We start from the raw sequence: 19,810 nt of genomic DNA, 5'->3' as shown, positions 1-19,810 counted from the left end.
GGCCTCAGACGGGCGGGGCGACGGGCCGCTCCCCCCAGGTCCCGTCGAGGAACAGCCTCGTCCACAGGCCCAGCGAGCCGGCCCCGCGGGCCATGCGCATGAGCTGCTCGGGGCGCGCCATGGGCTCGTTGAAGGCCTCGAAGGCCATCGGGTGGTGGAGCATGGTGCGCACGGACACCGCCCGCGTCACCGCCGCGCGCATCCCGGTGGCGCGCAGCGCCGCCAGGAGCACTCGCCTGGGGGCCGCCGGGATCCGCGCGGCAGGCGGCTCGAAGAGGCGCGTCGTCGTGCCCGTCGCCTCGGCGAAGGCCTCGGCCGTGAAGCTCCTGTACCACCGACGGGTCGCGGTGAGCTCCTGAGAGCCCCGCAGCCAGGTGCGCCACACCTCGACGTCGAGCATGGGCAGGGCCCAGCCGTAGCCGAAGGCCTCGTAGGCCTTCATCGAGCCGTTGATGTACTTCGCCTGGCGCTCGCGGAGGTTGAACCACTCGATGAGCTCCTGGACCGAGCGCGCGCCGTCGGGGAAGGAGACCTCGTCGGCGGCCCGCACCACCTCCCGGCGCAGGCGCGGCAGGCGCCGCCAGGCGCTCTTCTCGCCCTGGAGCGGGCAGTGGTGGGCGGCCACCGCCGTGAGCACCCGGGTGCGCGAGGGCTCGCCGTCCAGGAGGTCCTCGTCGTGCATATTGCCCACGATCGTGTGGCCGGGCAGGAAGACGGCGTCGGCGTCCACCAGGCCCCGCTCGCGCATTGTCAGCAGCGCGTACCAGTCCTGGACATGGGGCAGGGATGTCGCCCCCCAGGTGCGCTCCTGGAAGTCCGCGCCGTCCGGGCCCGCCCAGGCGCGGGCGACCTCGGCGGGATCCAGCTCCACGCAGAACCAGTCCAGTCCCAGGGCCTCGGCGACGTCCCGGGAGACGGCGGCCTCGGCGCTGCCGGGCACCCCGTAGGTGAAGGCCGCGGCGTTGCGGGCCCCGTGGCGCTTGAGCCAGGCGGCCAGCAGCCGGGAGTCCAGCCCGCCGGACAGGGGCACGAGGAGCCGGCGATCGCCGGCGTCCCGGAGCATACGCTCGACGGCCGCGTCCAGCGCGTCGCGGAAGACGGCGGAGAATTCCTCCGGCGCCGTGATCGGCTCGGGGTCGTAGCGGTAGGTCTCCCACGGCCGGCTCGTCCAGGAGCCGTCGGGCCGCAGCTCGACGACGGCCCCCGCGGGCGTGGCGCGCACCCCGCGGACCAGGGTCGTGGTGCCCACGGTGAAAGCGGTGTGGAGGAAGACCTCGGCAGCCGCCTCGTCCCGCTGCCAGGAGGGCACGAGCCGGCGCATTTCCTGCGGATCGTCGCAGACGACCCAGGTTCCGCCCGCGCGCGCGAACAGCAGGTGATGGGACCGCGCACGGTCGGTGCTCAGACGCAGACCGCCGTCGTGCTCCTCGACGAGCGTCCACGCCCCCCTGCGCTGCTCGGGGGGGCGGCGCAGCACAGAGGCGAGGTCCCCGGCCCGGGGGGGCAGAGGGCGCCACAGGTGCGCGGCGGGGGAGGACCCGCGGGTCCACGTCGGCGACGTCAGGTGAAGGCGGTATCCGGGCGCGGCGGCGGGCGTGTCCATACGGTCCTGTGGTCCTCGTGGGCTCGGGGCGGGAAAGCGGTGCGCGCCCATTATCGCCCCTCCGGCCGCCGCACCGTACGAGCCGTGTCATACGATGGGCCCCGACTCCCACCCGTCGGAAGGACCAACCCGCATGCGCATCGCCGTCGTCGCCCTGGGCAAGATCGGCCTGCCCCTGGCCGTCCAGTACGCCGAGAAGGGCCACGAGGTCATCGGCGTCGACGTCAACCCCCGCACGGTCGAGGCCGTCAACGCCGGCATCGAGCCCTTCCCCGGCGAGGCCCGCCTGGCCGACAAGCTCGCCGCGCTCAGCCCCGCCACCGGCAGCGGCGCCCTGCGCGCCACCACCGACTACGCCCAGGCCGTCCCCGGTGCCGACGCCATCGTCCTGGTGGTGCCGCTGTTCGTCGACGACGCCACCTGGGAGCCGGATTTCGCGCTCATGGACGCCGCCACGACCTCCCTGGCCGAGCACCTGACCCCGAACACCCTCGTCTCCTACGAGACCACCCTGCCCGTGGGCACCACCCGCGGCCGCTGGAAACCCCTCATCGAGCGGATCAGCGGACTGAGGGAGGGCGTCGACTTCCACCTGGTCTTCAGCCCCGAGCGGGTCCTGACCGGCCGCGTCTTCGCCGATCTGCGCCGCTACCCCAAGCTCGTGGGGGGGCTGAGCGAGGCCGGGACCCGGGCCGGCATCGCCTTCTACGAGGCCGTCCTCGACTTCGACCCCCGCCCCGATCTGCCCCGCCCCAACGGCGTGTGGGACATGGGCGCCGCCGAGGCCGCCGAGATGGCCAAGCTCGCCGAGACCACCTACCGCGACGTCAACATCGGCCTGGCCAACCAGTTCGCCGTCTACGCCGACAAGGCCGGCTTCGACGTCGAGCGCGTCATCGAGGCCTGCAACTCCCAGCCCTACTCCCACATCCACCGCCCCGGCATCGCGGTGGGCGGGCACTGCATCCCCGTCTACCCGCGCCTGTACCTGTCCACCGACCCCGACGCCTCGATCGTGCGCACCGCCCGCGCCTTCAACGCCACCATGCCCGCCTACGCGGTGGGCCGCGCCGAGCAGGTCCTCGGCTCGCTGACGGGCCTGCGCGCCGTGGTGCTGGGCGCCTCCTACCGCGGGGGCGTCAAGGAGACCGCCTTCTCCGGCGTCTTCCCCGTCGTGGAGGCCCTGCGCGAGGCCGGCGCCGAGGCGCTCGTCCACGACCCCATGTACGCCGACGACGAGCTGGCCGCCTTCGGCTGGACCCCCTACCACCTGGGGGAGGGGGCCGACCTCGCCATCGTCCAGGCCGACCACCCCGCCTACCGCGAACTCGCCCCCGCCGACCTGCCCGGAGTGCGCCTCCTGCTGGACGGGCGCCGCGCCACCGACCCCGCCAGGTGGGCGGGCACCCCCCGCCTGACCATCGGCGGAGGCGAGTGATGACGTGACGACGACACCCGCGCCCCGCCGCGCCGCAACCGCATGAGCGCCCTCGACTGGTGGCGGGCCGTCCCGGCGGCGGCGACGGCCCTGATCCTCCTGCTCGGCCCCGGACTGGTCATCGCCCGGTCGTGGGGGCTGCGCCGGTGGGCGGCGGCCGGTGCGGCCATCCCCCTCGGCTCGGCCGTCGTGGGCCTGGCGGAGATCCTCGCGGCCAGGATCGGTGCGCGCTGGCTCCCCTGGGGATGGGCGGTCATCGCCGCCCTGACCTGCGCCCTGGCCCTGCCCGGCCCGCTGCTGCGCGCACGACGGCGCACCCGCGCCCCCGGTCCGTCCGCACCGTCGCGCCCGGGGGGAGGCGCGGACGCGACGGGGGGCGTTGGGACCTCCCGGTTCGTGACCGGGGCGGTCGGCGCCGCCGTCTGCGCGCTGGGCGCGGCCCTGATCATCGGCATGGGCTCGCCGACCACCCCGCCCCAGGCCTTCGACGCCGTCTTCCACCTGGCCGCGGTCGGCGCCGTGCGCGAGGGCGGCAGCGCCTCGAGCCTGGGCGGGCTGTCCGCCCTGTACCAGGGCGCCCCCGTCTACTACCCGAGCGTGTGGCACGGCATGGTCGCCCTCCTGCCGGGCGGGGCGGTGGAGTCCTCCAACGCGATGATCCTGGTCGTCGGGGCGGTGGCGTGGCCGCTGGGCATCGCCGGGCTCCTGACCGAGGCGCTGCGCGACGGCCCGCGCGAACCGGCTCCCGCCGCTGACTCCGTCGCCGCCGAAGCGGACCGTGACGCCCGCGCCGCTCACCGAGCGCGGGAGAAGGCCGTGGCGCTGAGCATCCTGCTGTCGGCGGCCACGGCCGGCGCCCCCGTGCTTCTGCTCACCGCGCTGGCGGTATGGCCCTACGCGCTGAGCGTCGTCGCCCTGCCCGGTGCTCTCACCCTGGTCGTGCGCGCCCGCCGCGCCGTCGCGCAGCGCCACGGGCGCGCGCAGGCGGCGGCGCCGGCCGTCCTGGCGGTCCTGGGCGTCGCGCTGGCTCACGGCACCGGCCTGTTCAACGCCGCGATCCTGCTCCTGCCCGTCGCCGTCGGCGCTGTGGCGAAGCTGCTGCGCCGCGGCGGGAGGACCCGGCTGATCGCACTGGTCTGCCTCGTGGCGGCCGCCCTGGCCGCCGCCGCCGGGGCGTGGACGATGCGCGGGCCGCTGACCACCATGTTCAATTACGAGCGCGAGGGCGGCTCGGCCGTGGGCACACTCTTCCAGGCGCTCATCGATCTGCCCCAGTACGGGCCGCTGGCCTCCCACGGCCTGCCCGTGGGCGTCGTACTGCTCGCGCTGGCGGTCCTGGGCCTGCGCGGCGCTCGCGACGAGCGCGTGCGCCCGTGGGCTGCGGCCGCGCTCGTCGCGCTGGTCCTCGTCGTCCTCGTCGGCGGCCCCCAGTGGCCCGGGCGCCAGGTCGGCTTCCCGTGGTACCTGCAGAAGAGCCGCATCGAACCGGTGCTGCTCATTCCCATGCTCGTGCTGGCGGCCCACGGCACCGTCGCACTGCTGTCGCCCGACGGCGCCGTGCGCCCGGGGCGGCTGCGCAGACCCGCCGCGGTGCTGGCCTCGCTCGCGCTGGTGGCCGTGGCCGGTCGGATCCCCCTCCAGATCGCGCTCGCCCGCAGCGTCTACGACGCCGAGCGGATCGCCTTCGGCACGCTCACGACCCCCCAGGAACTGGCCTTCTACGCCTCCGTCGGCGACGTGCTGCCCGCCGGCGCCGTCGTCGTCGGCTCGCCGTCGCGCGGCGTGACCTATCTGGGCCTGGTGGCCGACGTCGAGCTGGTCTACCCCACCCGGGTCCATCCCATGGCGGGCAGTGCGGAGTTGGACCTGGCGCGGGCGGCCCCGGATCCGAGCCCCGGCTCGGCCACCTGCGACCTCGTGAAACGGCTGGGCGCCCAGTACTACGTGAGCGTCGAGCGCAGCCCGCACGGCCTGCGCTACGGCAACGCCTCCCTGCGCTGGGATGATCGGCTCGTTGCCTGGTCGACGAGGGGCATGGAGCTGGTGAGCTGGGCGGATACCGGACGCGGGGCCGTGGCCCTGTGGCGCATCACCGCCTGCGGGTGAGGGCGAGTCTCCCGTAGGATCCCAGTGCCATAGAATCAGTGAGGAGGGTCCGGGTGCCCTGGACTCTCGGTATGAAGGCGCGCCGTCCCCGCGGTTCTCCTCCCCTGCAGGCACGCGCGAGTGCGGTGGACGTTGTGCTTGTGTGACGAAGGAGCGAGGCGTGGGCGTGTTCGTGATTCTGGGCCTGGCCGTGCTCGTCATGGCCATAGTCGTGCTGCCCGGAGCCTGCCTTCTGACGGCTCTGCGTCAGGAGCCCATGGTCGTATGGGGTGCCGGGCCGACGGTGACCGTGCTGCTCGTCGCCGTTTTAACGGAGGTCTTCGGCCGGATCGGCGTGCCGTGGGGACCGCTCACCGGGATCGGATCCTTGTCCCTCATCGCCGTCGGAGCGCTGGGGATGGGTCTGATCCGGGGCGGCGAGCCCCGCAGCGGCGTCAAGACGGCAGCCATCGGGATGTGGCGGGAGGGGCATCGCGTCCTGGTTCTGGCGGCGATCCCGGTGCTTCTGCAGGTCTGTTTCATCACCAGGGCCATGGGGCGACCGGGGGCCCTTCTGCAGAATCATGATGTCATGTTCCATCTCAACCTCATCGAGCTCATGCGCTCAACAGGTTGGGCCTCCAGCCTGGGCGCTTCGGCTGCGATCAGCGGAGGTTCCTTCTACCCGTCGGTCTTCCATGCCGTCGCGGTGCTCCTGACGGGGGTGACGGATGTTCCCACAGCTTTCAACGCGACTTTGGTGGGCGTCGGGATCTGTCTGACAATCGTGGAAGTCGTGGTCCTCGTCAGGGCCTACGACGGCCGGACGATGGCCTGCCTCGTCGCAGGCGCAGCCTGCGCCTCGACGATGTGGACGCCCTTCCTCCTGTTCTTCAACGGGCAGACGCCCACGGGCCTGGCCATCGCCCTTCTGCCGGGGGCCCTGGCTGCGATGGAGAAGGCCTTTCGGACCTACGGCCTCCGCGGACGTCTCGTCCTGGTCGCGTGTCTCAGCCTCGGAGCCGGATGCGCACACCCCGGGGGAGGCCAGGTTCTCATCGTGCTCGCCTGCGTCATGGCCCTCACCGGTCGGCTGATCGCTCGTAGTGAGTCCGGGTCGGCGGAGATCGCGAAGCCCGCGCTGCGGTCCAGAGTGCTCGTCGGGGCGGCGGGTCTTCTGATACTGGCGCTCATGATGGCGAATGCACAGCTCCAACGCATGGCGGCCTTTCCGCGAGAGCCCCGCACCTTGCTTCAGCGCGTCGAACTGGCCCTGTTCCTCACACCGAGGGAGGGGCGCGCCTGGGACTACGCGTGGTTCCTCCTCCTGGCCGGTCTGGGTCTGATCGCGCTGGGGCGGGAACGCAGCAGGAGACTGTTGGTTCTGGCCTGGTCGGTCTGCGCGGCCCTGATAGTACTCGCCCAATCGGCGGTGGCGCCCCTCGCGGCCGTGACAGGCGCGTGGTGGGGGGACTACAACCGCTACCTCGCCCTCATGGCTCTGCTCGTCGGAGCCCTGGCCGGCCTCGGGACGCAGTCCGCCATCGACTGGGCCTCACGGCATCGGGCAGGAGTTCCCGCGAGCGCGGCGCTCGCCGTAATCAGCCTCGTCATCACGCTGAGCCAAGTGCCGTCCAACCGCATGTGGGTGCAGCGCGGCTACGATTCCGCCTTCCTTGTGCACCCGGCGTGGCTCGGTGACGGTGAGCGCCGCGATATGGAGACGACCGACCGCTTCGTGTTCGACGACGCCGTCGTCTACGGGGCGCCGCAGACCGGTGCGGGGCTGGTCGGGGTGCTGACCGGCGGAAGGAGCGTTCACGGCTCCGTGGGGAGCCCGTCCGATCCGCGGCAGGATTACCTGGCGTGGCACTTCCGCGATTTGCACACGGATCCCGAGGTGTGCGCGATCATCCGCCAGGAGGGGGGTACACCGCTGTTCTACGACGATTCGACGGCCAGCTCGGACGAGATCGGCGAGAGCTACCCGGGTTACCTCGACGTTGACACCTCGACCGGTTTCATCCCGATCGCCACCCTGGACACGGCGACTGTCTACAGGATCACCGCGTGCGAGAAGTGACCGGCGCCCGGTTCACTGCCCCCGGGCGGCGTAGCCGGCCTCGACCCCGGCCTTGAGCGGGCGCCACCAGGCCTCGTTGTCGCGGTACCAGTCGATGGTCGCCTGCAGGCCGGAGCGGAAATCGGTGAACTTCGGCTCCCAGCCGAGCTCGGTGACGAGCTTGGAGTTGTCGATGGCGTAGCGCATGTCGTGGCCGGGGCGGTCGGCCACGTGGTCGTAGTCGTGCGGGTCGCGGCCCATGAGTTCGCAGATGAGCTCGACGACCTCCTTGTTGGTCTTCTCGCCGTTGGCGCCGATGAGGTAGGTCTCGCCGATGCGGCCCCGCTCGATGATGTCCCACACGGCGTCGTTGTGGTCCAGAACGTGGATCCAGTCGCGCACGTTCTGACCGGCGCCGTAGAGCTTGGGGCGCACACCGTCGATGAGGTTGGTGATCTGACGCGGGATGAACTTCTCGATGTGCTGGTAGGGGCCGTAGTTGTTGGAGCAGTTGGAGATGGTGGCCTCCACCCCGAAGGAGCGCACCCAGGCGCGCACCAGCAGGTCGCTTCCGGCCTTGGACGAGGAGTAGGGGGAGGAGGGGTTGTAGGGCGTCGTGGGGGTGAACTTGGCCGGGTCGTCCAGCTCCAGGTCCCCGTAGACCTCGTCGGTGGAGATGTGGTGGAAGCGCACCTTGTGGCGGCGCACCGCCTCCAGGAGGGTGAAGGTGCCCACGAGGTTGGTGCGGATGAAGGGGGAGGGGTCGCGCAGGGAGTTGTCGTTGTGGGATTCGGCGGCGAAGTGGACGACGACGTCGGCTCCCGCCACGAGCGGGTCGACCGTGTCGGCGTCGGCGATGTCCCCCACGACGAGGTCGACGCGCTCGCCCAGGTCCGCGAGCGACCCCCGGTTGCCGGCGTAGGTGAGCTTGTCGAGCACCGTCACCTTGGCGTCGGGGTGACGCACGAGGGTCTGGTGGACGAAGTTGGCGCCGATGAAGCCGGCGCCCCCGGTGATGAGAACGTTCATGGGTGGAGCTCCGTTGTGCCGAGTCGAGGGCGGGTGATCGCCGCTGGCCAGGGCCATGATGCCACAGGGGCGCGGGACCGGGCGCGGCGGGCGGTCCCGCCGGCCGGCTGCGGGGGCCGCCCGGGCCGGTTCGGGCGGGACGGCCCCGCGACCGGACCGCCGTCGTGATGAAGCGGTGCCCGAAAGACCCTTGCGAATCGTCACAGGAGCAGTAGGATTCATCATGAACATCATTAGTCACATCAATATCATGTGTTGCTTACGACACAGGTGTGTGGAGCCGCCGCCCGAAGGAGCATCATGCCGGTCCCCCGATACCTACGCCCCGCCCTCGTCGTGCCCGTGGTCCTCGCGGGCCTCGTCGCCTCCGCCCCCGTCTGCCCCGGCGGCCCGGCCCCGGGCGCGTCCGCGGCCCCTGCGCCGGCGCCGGTCCAGCTCCTGGACCTGACCACGCAGTCCGGGCGGGCCACCGAGATCGCGCGCTCCGGCCTCGACGGGGCGCGGTCCTCCCGGGCCCCGGCCCTGGCGAACGCCGCGGCGGGCACGGACCCGACTGCCGCGCCCGATGCGGTCAACGCCCTGACGGCCGCCGCCGGCGACGTCGGTCCCGAGGGCGCCCCCGACTCCGGGGCCGACGCCGTCGACCCCGAGCTCGACGCCGTCATCCTGACCGACCCGCTGAAGGTCGACGACTTCCTCGTCGCCGGTTTCACGTGGACCGGCGGCGAGGGCGACGCCCCGCCCGACGGCGTGCGCATCTACCTGCGCGTGCGCCAGAACGGCCAGTGGTCCCCCTGGTATCTCAACGAGCCCTCCGACGCCGGACGCGATGACGGCGCCGGGCGCGCGGGCACCGACGAGCTCGTCACCGGCGGCGCCGACGCCGTCCAGGCCTCCGTCGTCGGGAACGCCGCCGACCTGCCGGCCGACCTCACCCTCGCCCTCGTGCCCGACCGCCCCTCGGGGGAGAGGGACCTGGGGGCCGCGGACGTGCGCACCGCCGAGGCCGAGCCGACGGGCGTGGCCGCCGCGGCCGCCGACGACGGTCCCGCGGACGGGCGGGCCCCGGCGCCCGGGGCGGAGAACGCCGTCGCCGCCGCGCAGCCGGACCGGCGGGACGATCGGGGGCCCGCCGAGGACCCGGTCGGCGCGAGCGCCGCCCAGCTCCCGGCCGTCGCCCCGGCCGCCGCGGCGGACGACCCGTCAGCGCTCGTGACCACGCGCGAGGAGTGGGGCGCGAACCCCGCCTACCTGAACTGGAGGCCGAACTACGCCCCCGCCGAGCACGTCATCGTCCACCACACCGCGGGCACCAACGACTACACCGCCGAGCAGTCCCCCTCGATCGTGCGGGGCATCTACTACTACCACGCCGTCATCCTGGGCTGGGGGGACATCGGCTACAATTTCCTGGTGGACAAGTACGGGCAGGTCTTCGAGGGGCGCTACGGCACGCTCGACTCCGACCCCGGCACCATGGTCGTCGGCGGGCACGCCTACGGCGCCAACACCGGCACCATGGGCATCTCCATGATGGGCAACTACAGCTCCGTCAGCCCCTCCGAGATCCAGATCGAGCGCGTCGGCCAGATGGCCGGCTGGTTCCTCGCCCGGGCCGGCATCGCGGACGCCCACGGCTCCTCCGGCTTCACCTTCCGCGCGACCCAGAAGTACCGCAGGGGCCAGACCATCGACCTGGACACCATCTCCGCCCACCGCGACGTCGGCTACACCACCTGCCCGGGTGACGCCGGCTACTCCGCCATGGGGCAGATCCGCGACATCGCCCAGGAGCAGATCGACGGCGGCGCCTGGTAGGCCCCGTTCCCACGGCCCGGCGCCGGTCGGCTTGTCCGGTTGCGCGGGGTGGTGCGGGAAAGGTCCGTCAACTCGGCATCACCAAGAGCAGCGGCTCGCTGTAGACGGCGCCTATCGCATGCCCGGGAGTGTGAACCGTGAAGCATGCCGCGTCACGCATCTTGTGGATCTCAGCCAGGTTCCCGTCCAGGAGCGAAAGGGATACGAAGTAGTCGCCCTCGCCGAGGCGCAGATCGGGAAGTCGTAACTCGAAACTGCCCTCGCCGTCGATAACGGGGGGATCGATGCCGAGCATCTTCGTGTCCGTCCCCAGGACAGCGCCTCCCAGAACCGTGGATATTGTCAGGGACATCCCCCAGCCAATGAGAGGGGGAGCGGCGGACAACGTGCCGGAGACGATGAGATCGTCGCCCGGGGCGATCGTCAATCGCGTCTCGGGTGCAGTGTTATTGAGCGCGATTGAGGTGATGAACTGCTCGGCCGGCCGGACGACGACGGGTTCCCCGCGCCGTTCCGCCTCGGCGGCCTCCTCGGCCTCGATCACAAGTTCGTAGTTGTGCCGGAGCCTGCCCAGGACCTCATCGGTCGACCCATCCACAACGATCCGGCCATGCTCGAGCATAACCGCCCGGTCGCACACTTCGCTCACCTGCGCGGCGGAGTGCGAGACGAGGATGATCGTGCGCCCCTCGTCCTGGAATTCATGGATCTTGTCCATGCACTTCCGCTGGAAGGGCTCATCCCCGACCGCCATGACCTCATCGACGAGAAGAACGTCGGGGTCCACGTGCACGGCAACCGCGAAGGCGAGGCGCACGTACATGCCCGAGGAGTAGAATTTCACTTGGGTATCGATGAAGTCCTCGATGCCCGAGAAGGCGACGATCTCGTCGAAGTGACGCTGGGTCTCGGCCTCCGACAGCCCCAGGATCGCCGCATTGAGGTAGACATTCTCCCGTCCCGTCAGGTCCGGGTGGAATCCCGCACCGAGCTCCAGGAGAGCGGCCAGGCGGCCTCGTAGGGAAACGGAGCCCGCATCGGGGGTCAGAATGCCGCCGATAACTTTCAGCAGGGTGGACTTGCCTGAGCCGTTGGCGCCGACGAGACCGATCGTCTCCCCGACGCGCACATCCAGATCAATATCGCGCAGGGCCCAGAAGTCCTCACGATGGGCGCGCGAGGACCGGGCGTTGACGAGTCGTTCCTTGAGCGACTTGTCCTTGTGGACGACGAAGCGCTTGGCGACGTTGCGGATTCGGACGATGTCGGTCATGTTCAGAACTCCTGGGCGAAATTGCGCTGAAGGACGGAGAACACCCGCTGGGCGATCACGAGGACCACTATCCCGATCGCCAGGGCGAGAATCATCCTGATGCCCAGGTGAGGCGCTGTCGGCACATTCGCCCCGGAGGCCCACATGGCCCGCTGGAAGCCCATGATGGACAGCGTGACCGGATTGGTCAGGTAGGCCTCCTCGATCGCGACGCCCCCTCCGGTGATGGAGGTGACCATGCTCCAGGAGTACACGATCGGTGAGGCCCACATGCCGACGAGGAGCACGACTTCGACAAGGTACTGGATATCTCGGAAGTATACATTGGCCGCTGCCAGGATCAAACCGAATGCTGTGGCCCACACGACGAGGAGAATGAGCCCCAAGGGCAGATAGAGAAGATTGAATCCCACGAGGGGAGGGGTGATGATGAACGTTGCGAGCACCAGGATGAGGAACTGCATTGCGAAATTGAACAGCGAGGCGCCCGTCGAAGCCAGTGGAAATATTTCCCGAGGCAGGTGGATCTTCTTGATGATCCCCGAGTTGCCGACGATGGAGCCGGTCGACGCCGATATGATATCGCTGAAGAGCTGCCAGGCGGTCAGGCCGGTGAAAACGTATATCGCGAAATCCGGGATGGAGCGCTCTGCACCCATGACCTTGCCGATCACGAGCACGTAAATCAGAAGGCTGACAATCGGTTTAATAAGGCTCCATGCGATCCCCAGCACCGAGTCCTTGTAGCGCGCACGTATCTCCCGGCGCGTGAGCCGGATCAGAAGATCGCGCCTGTTCCACAGGTCCAGAAGGGAAGAACGAGTGCCTGTGACGAAGGTCACTCTGGGGGTGGCGGGTCTGAACGACTCGTGCGCGATCCGCATCTCTCGCTCCGAGGCAGCTGACACGTGAATCCTCCTGGAGGCCGGGCGTCGGGTTCGTCGCCCCATACGGTCGACCCGGTCACTGTACCCTCAAGACCCCATCAGCAGATGCGCGGGGCGCTGGGGCGCCCCTGTACCGGGCCCCTCTTGTTGCTACGATGCTCGCTGGTGCGCTTGGGAAGGAGCAGTGCCACATGGCCTCATACGCGGATCTCGCAGCGGTTCATCCCGTGGTTCCGGGGGTGTGCGCCCTCACGGTGCGCGGCCGGGAAGCATGCGTCCCCCTCAACGTTCTGAAGGGGAACGCGCATGACCTGCTGCTCGGCGACGCCGGCGCCCTGGCCTACACGCGCGACGACGCGGACGTTCGTGTCATCGGCGTCCTGACCGACACGCTCCTGGTGCGCGAGGAGCTTCTCGACTGGCTGGGCCGGGAGGTCCTGGTGGACGTCGGGGGGGAGGGCCGCTTCGCCGATCCCGAGACCGCCCTGTTCGACGTCCAGTGGCGCCTGAACCTCCTCGGCCAGCACGTTGTCACGGTGGCCGGGTCGCCGCGGGTGGAGGAGCCGGCCACGGACCAGGGCCGGATGCTCCGCCGTCGCGGGCTGCTCACCGTACTCGACGTGGTGTTGAGCGATCGATGGCGGGGTGTACTGCTGCCCGCGGCGCAACTGCTCGCGGTGACCGGGGTCCTGGCCGACTCGGGCACGGACACCACGACGCTCGACCTTCAGCGCTCGCCCGGGGGGGACGACATCGGCGACCTGCGCGTGCCGACGCGGGGCCTGGTCGGCGCCTACGCCGTTGACGGGGCGCTCGACAACCTCTCGGACGCCCGTGGCGTGCGCAACTACATCCAGCGCGTGCGTCGAGTGCCGGACGTGGCGCTGGCGCAGATGATCGCGGTGGCGCTTCCCACGATCCTCGGTATCGACTCCGCGGCTCACGGCCGCGAGTTCGACAGGATCGCCCGACTGACCGGACTGGACGAGGTGATGTGGGAACCGATGCACGTCCTGGTCGTGACCCCGGCCGAGGGCCGCGGATCCGCGCGAGCGGACGAGCTTCTGGCGCGGCTCGGACGCGATGTGCGGGTCCGCCGGGTGAACGGCCCCGCGAACGTCGTCACCGAGGACGGCACCGTGCTGCCGGGGCTGACCGCCGATCACACGGAGTGGGCGGATGTGATTGTTCTCATTGAGACGGTTCTCGACGACGCCCCCGGCGCCGGCTTCTCGCAGGTGCCCCTCATCGTGGACCTGTCGACGCTCGACGTGCTCGGATGGCTCATGAACACCGCACGCACCGGCAACCGCGCCCAGGCGCTGGAAGCGCTCATGGAACGCGCCGACCGGATCCTCGTGGCGGATGAGGCTCAGCGGGACCTCGTCCTCGGAGCGCTCGCGGGCACGGGGCGCGTCAACGACATCGTGTACGACAACGACCCGTCGCTCAACAGTCTCGTGGCCGCGGATCCGGACGGCGAGGTGCTGGAGGCCTTCTGCCGTCGGCCGCTGCGCGCCGCCGACGCCGGCTCCTCCTCGGCCGCGGAGGCCGTCGCTCAGGCGGGCAGGCCCAGTGACCTCGCTCTGGCCGTGCGCTACATGCGCGAGGGCGGAGTGAAGAATGTGATGGGTAAGGTCGGGAGTCGTATCCGACGCGTCGCCACTGCGAGGGGGAACAACTAAAATGCCGATCGAGAATTGCATTCCGCAGGCCCTCAATCCGGATCCGTCCAGAGCCCATCTGCTCCAGCGCGAGCATGAGATCCGCGACGGCGTCGTCTCCGTCATTCTCGTCAACTACAAGGGCGCCGAGGACACCATCGCCTGTCTGAGATACTTCGACAACATCGACTGGCCCCAGGACCGTCTTGAGCTCATCGTCGTCGAGAACGACTCCCAGGACGGGTCCGCTGAGACCATCGCCCAGGCCTGCCCCCGCGTACGCGTCCTGCCCTCGGGCAGTAACCTCGGCTTCGCCGGCGGGTGCAACTTCGGCGTTGAGAATGCGACCGGACAGTATGTCGCCTTCATCAATAACGATGCTCGTCCCGCGCGGGGCTGGGTGAAAGCAGCGGTCGACGCGATGGAGGCCGATCCCACCATCGGCGCAGTGGCCTCCAAGGTGCTCGACTGGGATGGAAAGCTCGTGGATTACGTCGACGGCTCGCTCACCTGGTACGGCATGGGTTACAAGCGCGAGGCGGAATGGATCGATGACGGCTCTTATGAGACGCCCAAGGACGTTCTGTTCGGAACCGGTGCCGCCATGTTCGTGCCCGCCGCCTATTTCCGGGAGATCGGCGGATTCGACGAGCGGTTCTTCATGTTCTACGAAGACGTGGATCTGGGGTGGAGGATCAATCTGCTGGGACGCAGGGTCCGTTATGTGCCCGGCTCCGTGGCTTATCACCGTCACCATGTGACGATGAAGAAATTCGGCAACTATCGCGAGTCCTATCTCCTGGAGCGCAACGCGCTGCTCTCCCTGTATAAGAACTACGAGGACGAGACGCTGCGCGTCGCCCTGCCCGCAGCCATCTCCCTGGCCGTGCGACGAGGAACGGCCCGCGCGGACGTCGACACGACGACGCTGCCGGACGACGCCGAGGTCTCCGTGCCGAAGATGGGTCTGACCGGCGTCTACGCCGTCGACTACCTCAACGAGCAGCTCGACTCCCTCGCGGTGACCCGTGCACAGCTCCAGCGGGCTCGTGCCGTGAGCGACAAGGATCTGTTCCCGCTCTTCCGCCACGCCATCGAGCCCGCCTACCCCGTCGAGCACTACCTCAAGGGTCACGAGGTCCTGGTCGACTCCTTCGGGATTGACCGGCTCTTCATCTCCTCCCCCCACGTCCTGGTTGTCACGGGGGAGCCGCTGTCCAGCAAGCTTGCCGGCCCCGCCATCCGCGCATGGGAGATGGCGGCGGCCCTCTCCCAGTCCCATCCGGTGCGGTTGCTCTCGACGACCGGCGTGAAGGATGTGGAGGACCCTCGCTTCGAGATCCACTACGCCCAGGGCGATCATCTGCGCGCTCATACTGACTGGGCGGATGTCATTGTGTTCCAGGGCTTCCTCCTCGAGGGGGCGCCATGGCTCATCGACTCGGATAAGATCATCGTCGCCGATATCTACGATCCGATGCACCTGGAGCAGCTGGAGCAGGCCAAGGACCTTGGAACCGTCGGTCGTCGCGAGGCCATCTTCTCCGTGACCGACGTCCTGAACAAGCAGTTGATGCGGGCCGATTATTTCTTGTGCGCCTCCGAGAAGCAGAGGCTCTTCTGGCTCGGGCAACTTGCGAGCGTCAACCGGATCAACCCCCTCACCGTGGCTCCCAATGAGGACCTCGACTCCCTGGTCTCTGTTGTCCCCTTCGGGATCCAGGATGAGGCGCCCGTGCAGAGGAGACATGGTATCCGTGGCGCCGTGCCCGGAATCGGCATGGACGATAAGATCATCATCTGGGGCGGCGGGGTCTACAACTGGTTCGATCCGCTCACCCTCGTGAGGGCCGTCGGCAGGCTCGCACAGCGCCATCCGGATGTCCGCCTGTACTTCATGGGCATGAAGCACCCCAATCCCGGAGTGCCCGACATGAAAATGGCCTGGGAGACCAAACGGCTTGCTCAGAAGATGGGGCTGGCGGGCAGATACATCTTCTTCAATTCCGACTGGGTGCCCTACAACGAACGCGCTGACGTCCTCATGGACGCCGACGTCGGCGTATCGACTCACTTCGAGCACGTCGAGACCGCCTTCTCCTTCCGCACCCGCATCCTCGATTACCTGTGGACGGGTCTGCCGATCGTCGCCACGACGGGCGACTCCTTCGGCAACGTGCTCGACGCCGAGGGGCTGGGACGCGGCGTTCCGCCGCAGGACGTGGACGCCCTGGAGTCGGCGCTGGAGGAGATGCTCTACGACGAGGAGGCGGCGGCCAGTGCGCGCGAGCGCGTGGCTCGGTACGCCGAGCAGTTCCGGTGGGCCACCGTCCTGGAGCCCCTCGTCAGGTTCTGCGCCGACCCGCACCGTGCTCGGGACCTTGTCCTGACCGGCAAGACGCCGGCGGGTTCCGGCCTTCGCGCTCACGCCTTTCCGCCTCGTAAGCCTTCCATCAAGGGCGATCTCAAGCTGGCGGTCGATTATATGAAGGCGGGCGGGCCCAAAGAGGTCGTCAGACGCGTCCAGGGGCGCATCAGGCGGCAGATGGGTCTTCAGCGCTGATAAAATTTCGGTCGGCGTCGTCGCCGGGCGAGTTCGGCGGGGAACCTGCTGAGCGCCTGACGCAGCCCCCGGGCCACCGGGCCGCGCAGGCCGTGCCGGGCCGCCCGCGCCGTCGTGCGCGCCAGGGCCCGGAGAAGGACCGGCCACGGCGCGTGCTCGGCCGCCACGAGGATCCGGTTGCGGGTGTTGACGCGCACGAACATGGGGGAGTCGGCCCCGGAGGAGGCGGCGTGCTCGTGACGGGCGACGGCGCCGGCCACGAACTCCACCCGGCGTCCCGACTCCCGGATCCGCCAGGAGAAGTCCGTGTCCTCGTAGTACATGAACAGGTCCTCGCGCAGGCCCCCCAGCTCCTCCCACACGCCGCGGCGGATCGCGCAGGCGCCCCCGCACAGGCCGAAGACCTCGGCCGGGGAGTCGAGCCGGTCCGCCCGGACCAGCCAGTCGCGGTCGTAGCCGTTGCCGGAGGGGTCCACGAGGTTGCCGGTGGAGTTGACGAGCACCTCCCCCTCGCCGCGCGCCTCGGCGTCGGCGGGAACCCGCGTCCACCGGCTCCCGTCCAGACCCGTGAGGAATGTCTCCCCGTTGCGGGCGGGGCGCCAGCGGCCCGCCAGGAGGATGAGCGCCGTCGTCGCCGCCAGGGACGGGTCCCCGCCGGTCCCCAGCGGGGCGGTCAGGGCGTCGAGGAAGCCGGGGGCGGCGACGGCGTCGTTGTTGAGCAGGACCAGGACGTCCTCGCCCAGGCCCGCCGCGCCGGCGTTGACCCCCGCGCCGAAGCCCAGGTTCCGCTCCGTCTCGACCACATCCAGCCCCGCCCGGCGCAGGGCCGCGGCGGAGCCGTCCGCCGAGGCGTTGTCGACCGCGACGAGCCGGTCGCCGCCCCGCAGCTGGGGGCGGATGGACTCGCAGGCCCGGATGGTCAGATCCGGCCGGCGCCAGTTGACGACGACGACGCGGATGGTCGGACGGGAGTCGGCGCCGCCGGGGGCGGGCGCGCGGGGACCGGCGCAGCTCACCGGGCGGCCCCGTCCGCCAGCGAGGCGTAGACCTCGGCGTGGGCCGCGGCGCAGGCCTCCCAGGTGAAGGCCCGGGCCCGCACCCGGCCGGCCGCCACGAGGTCGTCGTGGGCGCGACCGGCGGCCGCGGCGAGCTGCGCCGCGATCTCCTCGGGGCTGGAGGGGTCCGCCAGGAGCCCGGCCGGCCCGCACACCTCCTCCATGCACGTGCCGCGACTGGTGACCACCGGCGCGCCGTAGGCCATGGCCTCCAGGACCGGCAGGCCGAAGCCCTCCCAGATCGAGGGGAAGGCGAAGACGCGCGCCCCCGTGTAGGCGGCGGCCAGCTCCTCGTCGGGCAGGCGCCCCAGGACGTGGACGCGCCCGGACAGTTCGGCCGTCAGGGTCCGCTCCTCGGCGTCGTCGCCCCAGCCGGCGGGGCCGACCAGCACGAGATCGAGATCCGGGCGGATCTTCGCCAGGAGGGCGAAGGCGCGCAGGAGGACGGGCAGGTTCTTGCGGGGCTCGCGCGTGCCGGTCCACAGGACGTACTCGCGCTCCAGGCCGTGGGCGGCGCGGAGGGCGGCGACCTCGGCGCCGGTGACGGCGCGGGCGCGCACCCCGTGGGGGATGACGCGGATGCGCCCGGCGTCCAGGCCGGCGGCGACGCAGTCGTCGGCGGTGGCCGTCGAGGGCACGACGACGGCGTCGGCCTCCCTGCGGGTGCGCTCCAGGGCGGTGGCGAAGTAGGCGTTGCCGCGGCGGGTGAAGTGCTCGGGGGAGCGCAGGAAGGCGACGTCGTGGACCGTGACGACCAGCGGCAGGCGCGTGCCCGGGATCGCCCAGGTGGTCGCGTGGACGACCTCGGCCCCCGGCAGCGTCGACTCCGCGCGGGGCAGGCCCAGCCGGTTCCAGGACTCGTACAGGGCGGGGCGGGGCAGGTGGGCGAAGCGGACGGGCACGTCCGCCAGGCCCAGCTCGGCGGGGGAGGGGGAGGCGCCGTGCCGGGCCGCCAGGCCCGCCAGCCGGACGCCGCGCCCCCTCAGGGCGCGGGCGAGTTCGACGATGTAGGTCCCCGAGCCGCCGGGCACGCTCTGCCACAACTGCTCCACCACCATGGCCACGCGCGGCCCCCGGTCGGGCGCCGCCGCGCCTGTTGTGCACTCCATGGGCCCAGCCTACGGGCCCGCCCGCGGCGCCGGCGCGGGGAGAATCCCCCGCCGCCCCGCGATACCGGTACCCTGCCCCCATGAAGGTCCTGCTCGACGCCACCGCCATCCCCGCCGACCTGGGAGGGGTGGGCCGATACGTCGACGACCTCGTCCCCGAACTCATCAACGCGGGCGTCAACCTGGCCCTGGCGGTCCAGGAGCGCGACGCCGCCCACTTCCGCGCCAAGGCGCCGCGGGCCCACCTCTTCCCCGTGCCCGGGCTGCTGACGAACCGCGGCGCCCGCATGGCCTGGGAGCAGACCGGCCTGCCCGCCCTCATCGGCCGCATCCGCCCCGACCTGCTGCACAGCCCGCACTACACCTTCCCCGCCCTGCACCGCGTGCCCGTCGTCGTCACCCTCCACGACGCCACCTTCTTCACCCACCCCGGGGCCCACTCGCGCCTGAAGCGGAGGTTCTTCACCGCCGCGATCAGGCGGGCCGTGCGGCGCGCCGACGCCCTCGTCGTGCCCTCCGCGGCGACCCGCGACGAGACCCTGCGCTTCGTCGACGGCGACCCCGCCCGCTTCCACATCGCCCACCACGGGGTGGACACGAGCGTCTTCCACCCCGTCGACGACGCCGAGCGAGAGCGCGTGGCCGCCTCGCTGGGACTCGCGGGGCGCCGCTACATCGGCTTCCTGGGCACGCTCGAGCCCCGCAAGAACGTGCCCAACCTCATCCGCGCCTGGGTGCGGGCCTTCCACGACGACCCCGACGCCCCCGCCCTCGTCCTGGCCGGCGGCAAGGGCTGGGACGAGGGGATCGAACCGGCCCTTGCCGAGGTCCCGGACCGAATGACCGTCCTGCGGCCCGGCTACCTGCCGCTGGAGGACCTGCCCGGCTTCCTGTCCGGCTGCGAGATCCTCGCCTACCCCTCCATCGCCGAGGGCTTCGGCCTGCCCGTCCTGGAGGCCATGGCCTGCGGGGCCGCGGTGCTCACCACGCGCGAGACGAGCCTGCCCGAGGTCGGCGGGGACGCCGTGGCCTACTGCGACCTGGACGCCCCGGCCATCGCCCGCGCCCTCGTCGAGCTCGACGCCCACCCGCAGCGGCGCGCCGCCCTCGGCGCCGCCGCCCAGGAGCGGGCGCTGGGCGAGCGGTTCACCTGGGCCGCCTCCGCCCGCTCCCACGTCGAGGCCTATAAGTCGGCGGTCGCACGCAGTCGCCGGTAGAGTATCA

13 protein-coding genes are annotated in these 19,810 nt (G+C 70.8%); 7 read left to right on the top strand and 6 right to left on the bottom strand.

What is annotated here, in order from left to right:
- Window positions 1–4: 4 nt before the first annotated feature.
- The gene (locus G446_RS0101850; protein WP_026408850.1) at window positions 5–1,603 is read right to left on the bottom strand and encodes an asparagine synthase-related protein; all 1,599 of its coding nucleotides are present in this window, start codon (window positions 1,601–1,603) and stop codon (window positions 5–7) included.
- A 133-nt stretch (window positions 1,604–1,736) separates the two neighbouring features.
- Between G446_RS0101850 and G446_RS0101845 the strand changes: the two genes are divergently transcribed.
- The 3 genes from G446_RS0101845 (at window position 1,737) to G446_RS0101835 (ending at window position 7,209) form a co-directional block, all read left to right on the top strand.
- Window positions 1,737–3,041: a nucleotide sugar dehydrogenase gene (locus tag G446_RS0101845; protein ID WP_026408849.1), complete on the top strand. Its 1,305-nt coding sequence runs from the start codon at window positions 1,737–1,739 to the stop codon at window positions 3,039–3,041.
- A gap of 42 nt (window positions 3,042–3,083) precedes the next feature.
- Complete coding sequence (locus G446_RS0101840; RefSeq protein ID WP_051285559.1) at window positions 3,084–5,147, top strand: DUF6541 family protein; 2,064 nt, start codon at window positions 3,084–3,086, stop codon at window positions 5,145–5,147.
- 160 nt (window positions 5,148–5,307) lie between these two features.
- Window positions 5,308–7,209, top strand: coding sequence for a DUF6541 family protein (locus tag G446_RS0101835; RefSeq protein WP_026408847.1), 1,902 nt, complete (start codon window positions 5,308–5,310; stop codon window positions 7,207–7,209).
- 12 nt (window positions 7,210–7,221) lie between these two features.
- Here G446_RS0101835 and rfbB read toward each other — a convergent pair whose 3' ends face one another.
- Window positions 7,222–8,217, bottom strand: a complete 996-nt coding sequence (rfbB, locus tag G446_RS0101830; protein ID WP_026408846.1) for a dTDP-glucose 4,6-dehydratase — start codon at window positions 8,215–8,217, stop codon at window positions 7,222–7,224.
- A 300-nt stretch (window positions 8,218–8,517) separates the two neighbouring features.
- Between rfbB and G446_RS15375 the strand changes: the two genes are divergently transcribed.
- Window positions 8,518–10,035, top strand: coding sequence for an N-acetylmuramoyl-L-alanine amidase (locus tag G446_RS15375; protein ID WP_051285558.1), 1,518 nt, complete (start codon window positions 8,518–8,520; stop codon window positions 10,033–10,035).
- A 67-nt stretch (window positions 10,036–10,102) separates the two neighbouring features.
- Here the strand turns inward: G446_RS15375 and G446_RS0101820 are convergent, their stop codons facing one another.
- Together G446_RS0101820 and G446_RS0101815 are read right to left on the bottom strand one after the other, a co-directional pair.
- Window positions 10,103–11,308 carry an ABC transporter ATP-binding protein gene (locus G446_RS0101820; protein ID WP_034468682.1) on the bottom strand — a complete coding sequence of 402 codons (1,206 nt, stop codon included), beginning with the start codon at window positions 11,306–11,308 and terminating at the stop codon, window positions 10,103–10,105.
- A 2-nt stretch (window positions 11,309–11,310) separates the two neighbouring features.
- Window positions 11,311–12,216: an ABC transporter permease gene (locus tag G446_RS0101815; RefSeq protein WP_026408844.1), complete on the bottom strand. Its 906-nt coding sequence runs from the start codon at window positions 12,214–12,216 to the stop codon at window positions 11,311–11,313.
- Between the two features lie 170 nt (window positions 12,217–12,386).
- Here G446_RS0101815 and G446_RS0101810 point away from each other — a divergent pair, with 170 nt between their 5' ends.
- Both G446_RS0101810 and G446_RS0101805 read left to right on the top strand, forming a co-directional pair.
- The gene (locus tag G446_RS0101810) at window positions 12,387–13,880 is read left to right on the top strand and encodes a hypothetical protein (RefSeq protein ID WP_156916475.1); all 1,494 of its coding nucleotides are present in this window, start codon (window positions 12,387–12,389) and stop codon (window positions 13,878–13,880) included.
- Window position 13,881: 1 nt separating this feature from the next.
- The gene (locus tag G446_RS0101805; protein ID WP_084778845.1) at window positions 13,882–16,422 is read left to right on the top strand and encodes a glycosyltransferase; all 2,541 of its coding nucleotides are present in this window, start codon (window positions 13,882–13,884) and stop codon (window positions 16,420–16,422) included.
- Here the strand turns inward: G446_RS0101805 and G446_RS0101800 are convergent.
- Together G446_RS0101800 and G446_RS0101795 are read right to left on the bottom strand one after the other, a co-directional pair.
- Window positions 16,413–17,438, bottom strand: coding sequence for a glycosyltransferase family 2 protein (locus G446_RS0101800; protein WP_051285556.1), 1,026 nt, complete (start codon window positions 17,436–17,438; stop codon window positions 16,413–16,415). The genes G446_RS0101805 and G446_RS0101800 overlap by 10 nt on opposite strands.
- Complete coding sequence (locus tag G446_RS0101795) at window positions 17,435–18,586, bottom strand: glycosyltransferase family 4 protein (protein WP_245574545.1); 1,152 nt, start codon at window positions 18,584–18,586, stop codon at window positions 17,435–17,437. The genes G446_RS0101800 and G446_RS0101795 overlap by 4 nt, the downstream gene beginning before the upstream one ends.
- Window positions 18,587–18,666: 80 nt before the next feature.
- Here G446_RS0101795 and G446_RS0101790 point away from each other — a divergent pair, with 80 nt between their 5' ends.
- Window positions 18,667–19,803, top strand: a complete 1,137-nt coding sequence (locus G446_RS0101790) for a glycosyltransferase family 4 protein (RefSeq protein WP_026408839.1) — start codon at window positions 18,667–18,669, stop codon at window positions 19,801–19,803.
- Window positions 19,804–19,810 lie beyond the last annotated feature (7 nt).

Origin of the sequence: Actinomyces dentalis DSM 19115 (assembly GCF_000429225.1) — a bacterium.
GTDB lineage: Bacteria > Actinomycetota > Actinomycetes > Actinomycetales > Actinomycetaceae > Actinomyces > Actinomyces dentalis.
Note: the sequence above shows the minus strand (reverse complement) of the source record. Positions and strands in the feature narration are given on the sequence as shown.

Bases quoted from the DNA above. Each gene is read 5' to 3' on its own strand.
- G446_RS0101850 (WP_026408850.1), bottom strand. From the start codon at position 1,603: ATGGACACGCCCGCCGCCGCGCCCGGATACCGCCTTCACCTGACGTCG.
- G446_RS0101845 (WP_026408849.1), top strand. From the start codon at position 1,737: ATGCGCATCGCCGTCGTCGCCCTGGGCAAGATCGGCCTGCCCCTGGCC.
- G446_RS0101840 (WP_051285559.1), top strand. From the start codon at position 3,084: ATGAGCGCCCTCGACTGGTGGCGGGCCGTCCCGGCGGCGGCGACGGCC.
- rfbB (WP_026408846.1), bottom strand. From the start codon at position 8,217: ATGAACGTTCTCATCACCGGGGGCGCCGGCTTCATCGGCGCCAACTTC.
- G446_RS15375 (WP_051285558.1), top strand. From the start codon at position 8,518: ATGCCGGTCCCCCGATACCTACGCCCCGCCCTCGTCGTGCCCGTGGTC.
- G446_RS0101820 (WP_034468682.1), bottom strand. From the start codon at position 11,308: ATGACCGACATCGTCCGAATCCGCAACGTCGCCAAGCGCTTCGTCGTC.
- G446_RS0101810 (WP_156916475.1), top strand. From the start codon at position 12,387: ATGGCCTCATACGCGGATCTCGCAGCGGTTCATCCCGTGGTTCCGGGG.
- G446_RS0101805 (WP_084778845.1), top strand. From the start codon at position 13,882: ATGCCGATCGAGAATTGCATTCCGCAGGCCCTCAATCCGGATCCGTCC.
- G446_RS0101795 (WP_245574545.1), bottom strand. From the start codon at position 18,586: ATGGAGTGCACAACAGGCGCGGCGGCGCCCGACCGGGGGCCGCGCGTG.
- G446_RS0101790 (WP_026408839.1), top strand. From the start codon at position 18,667: ATGAAGGTCCTGCTCGACGCCACCGCCATCCCCGCCGACCTGGGAGGG.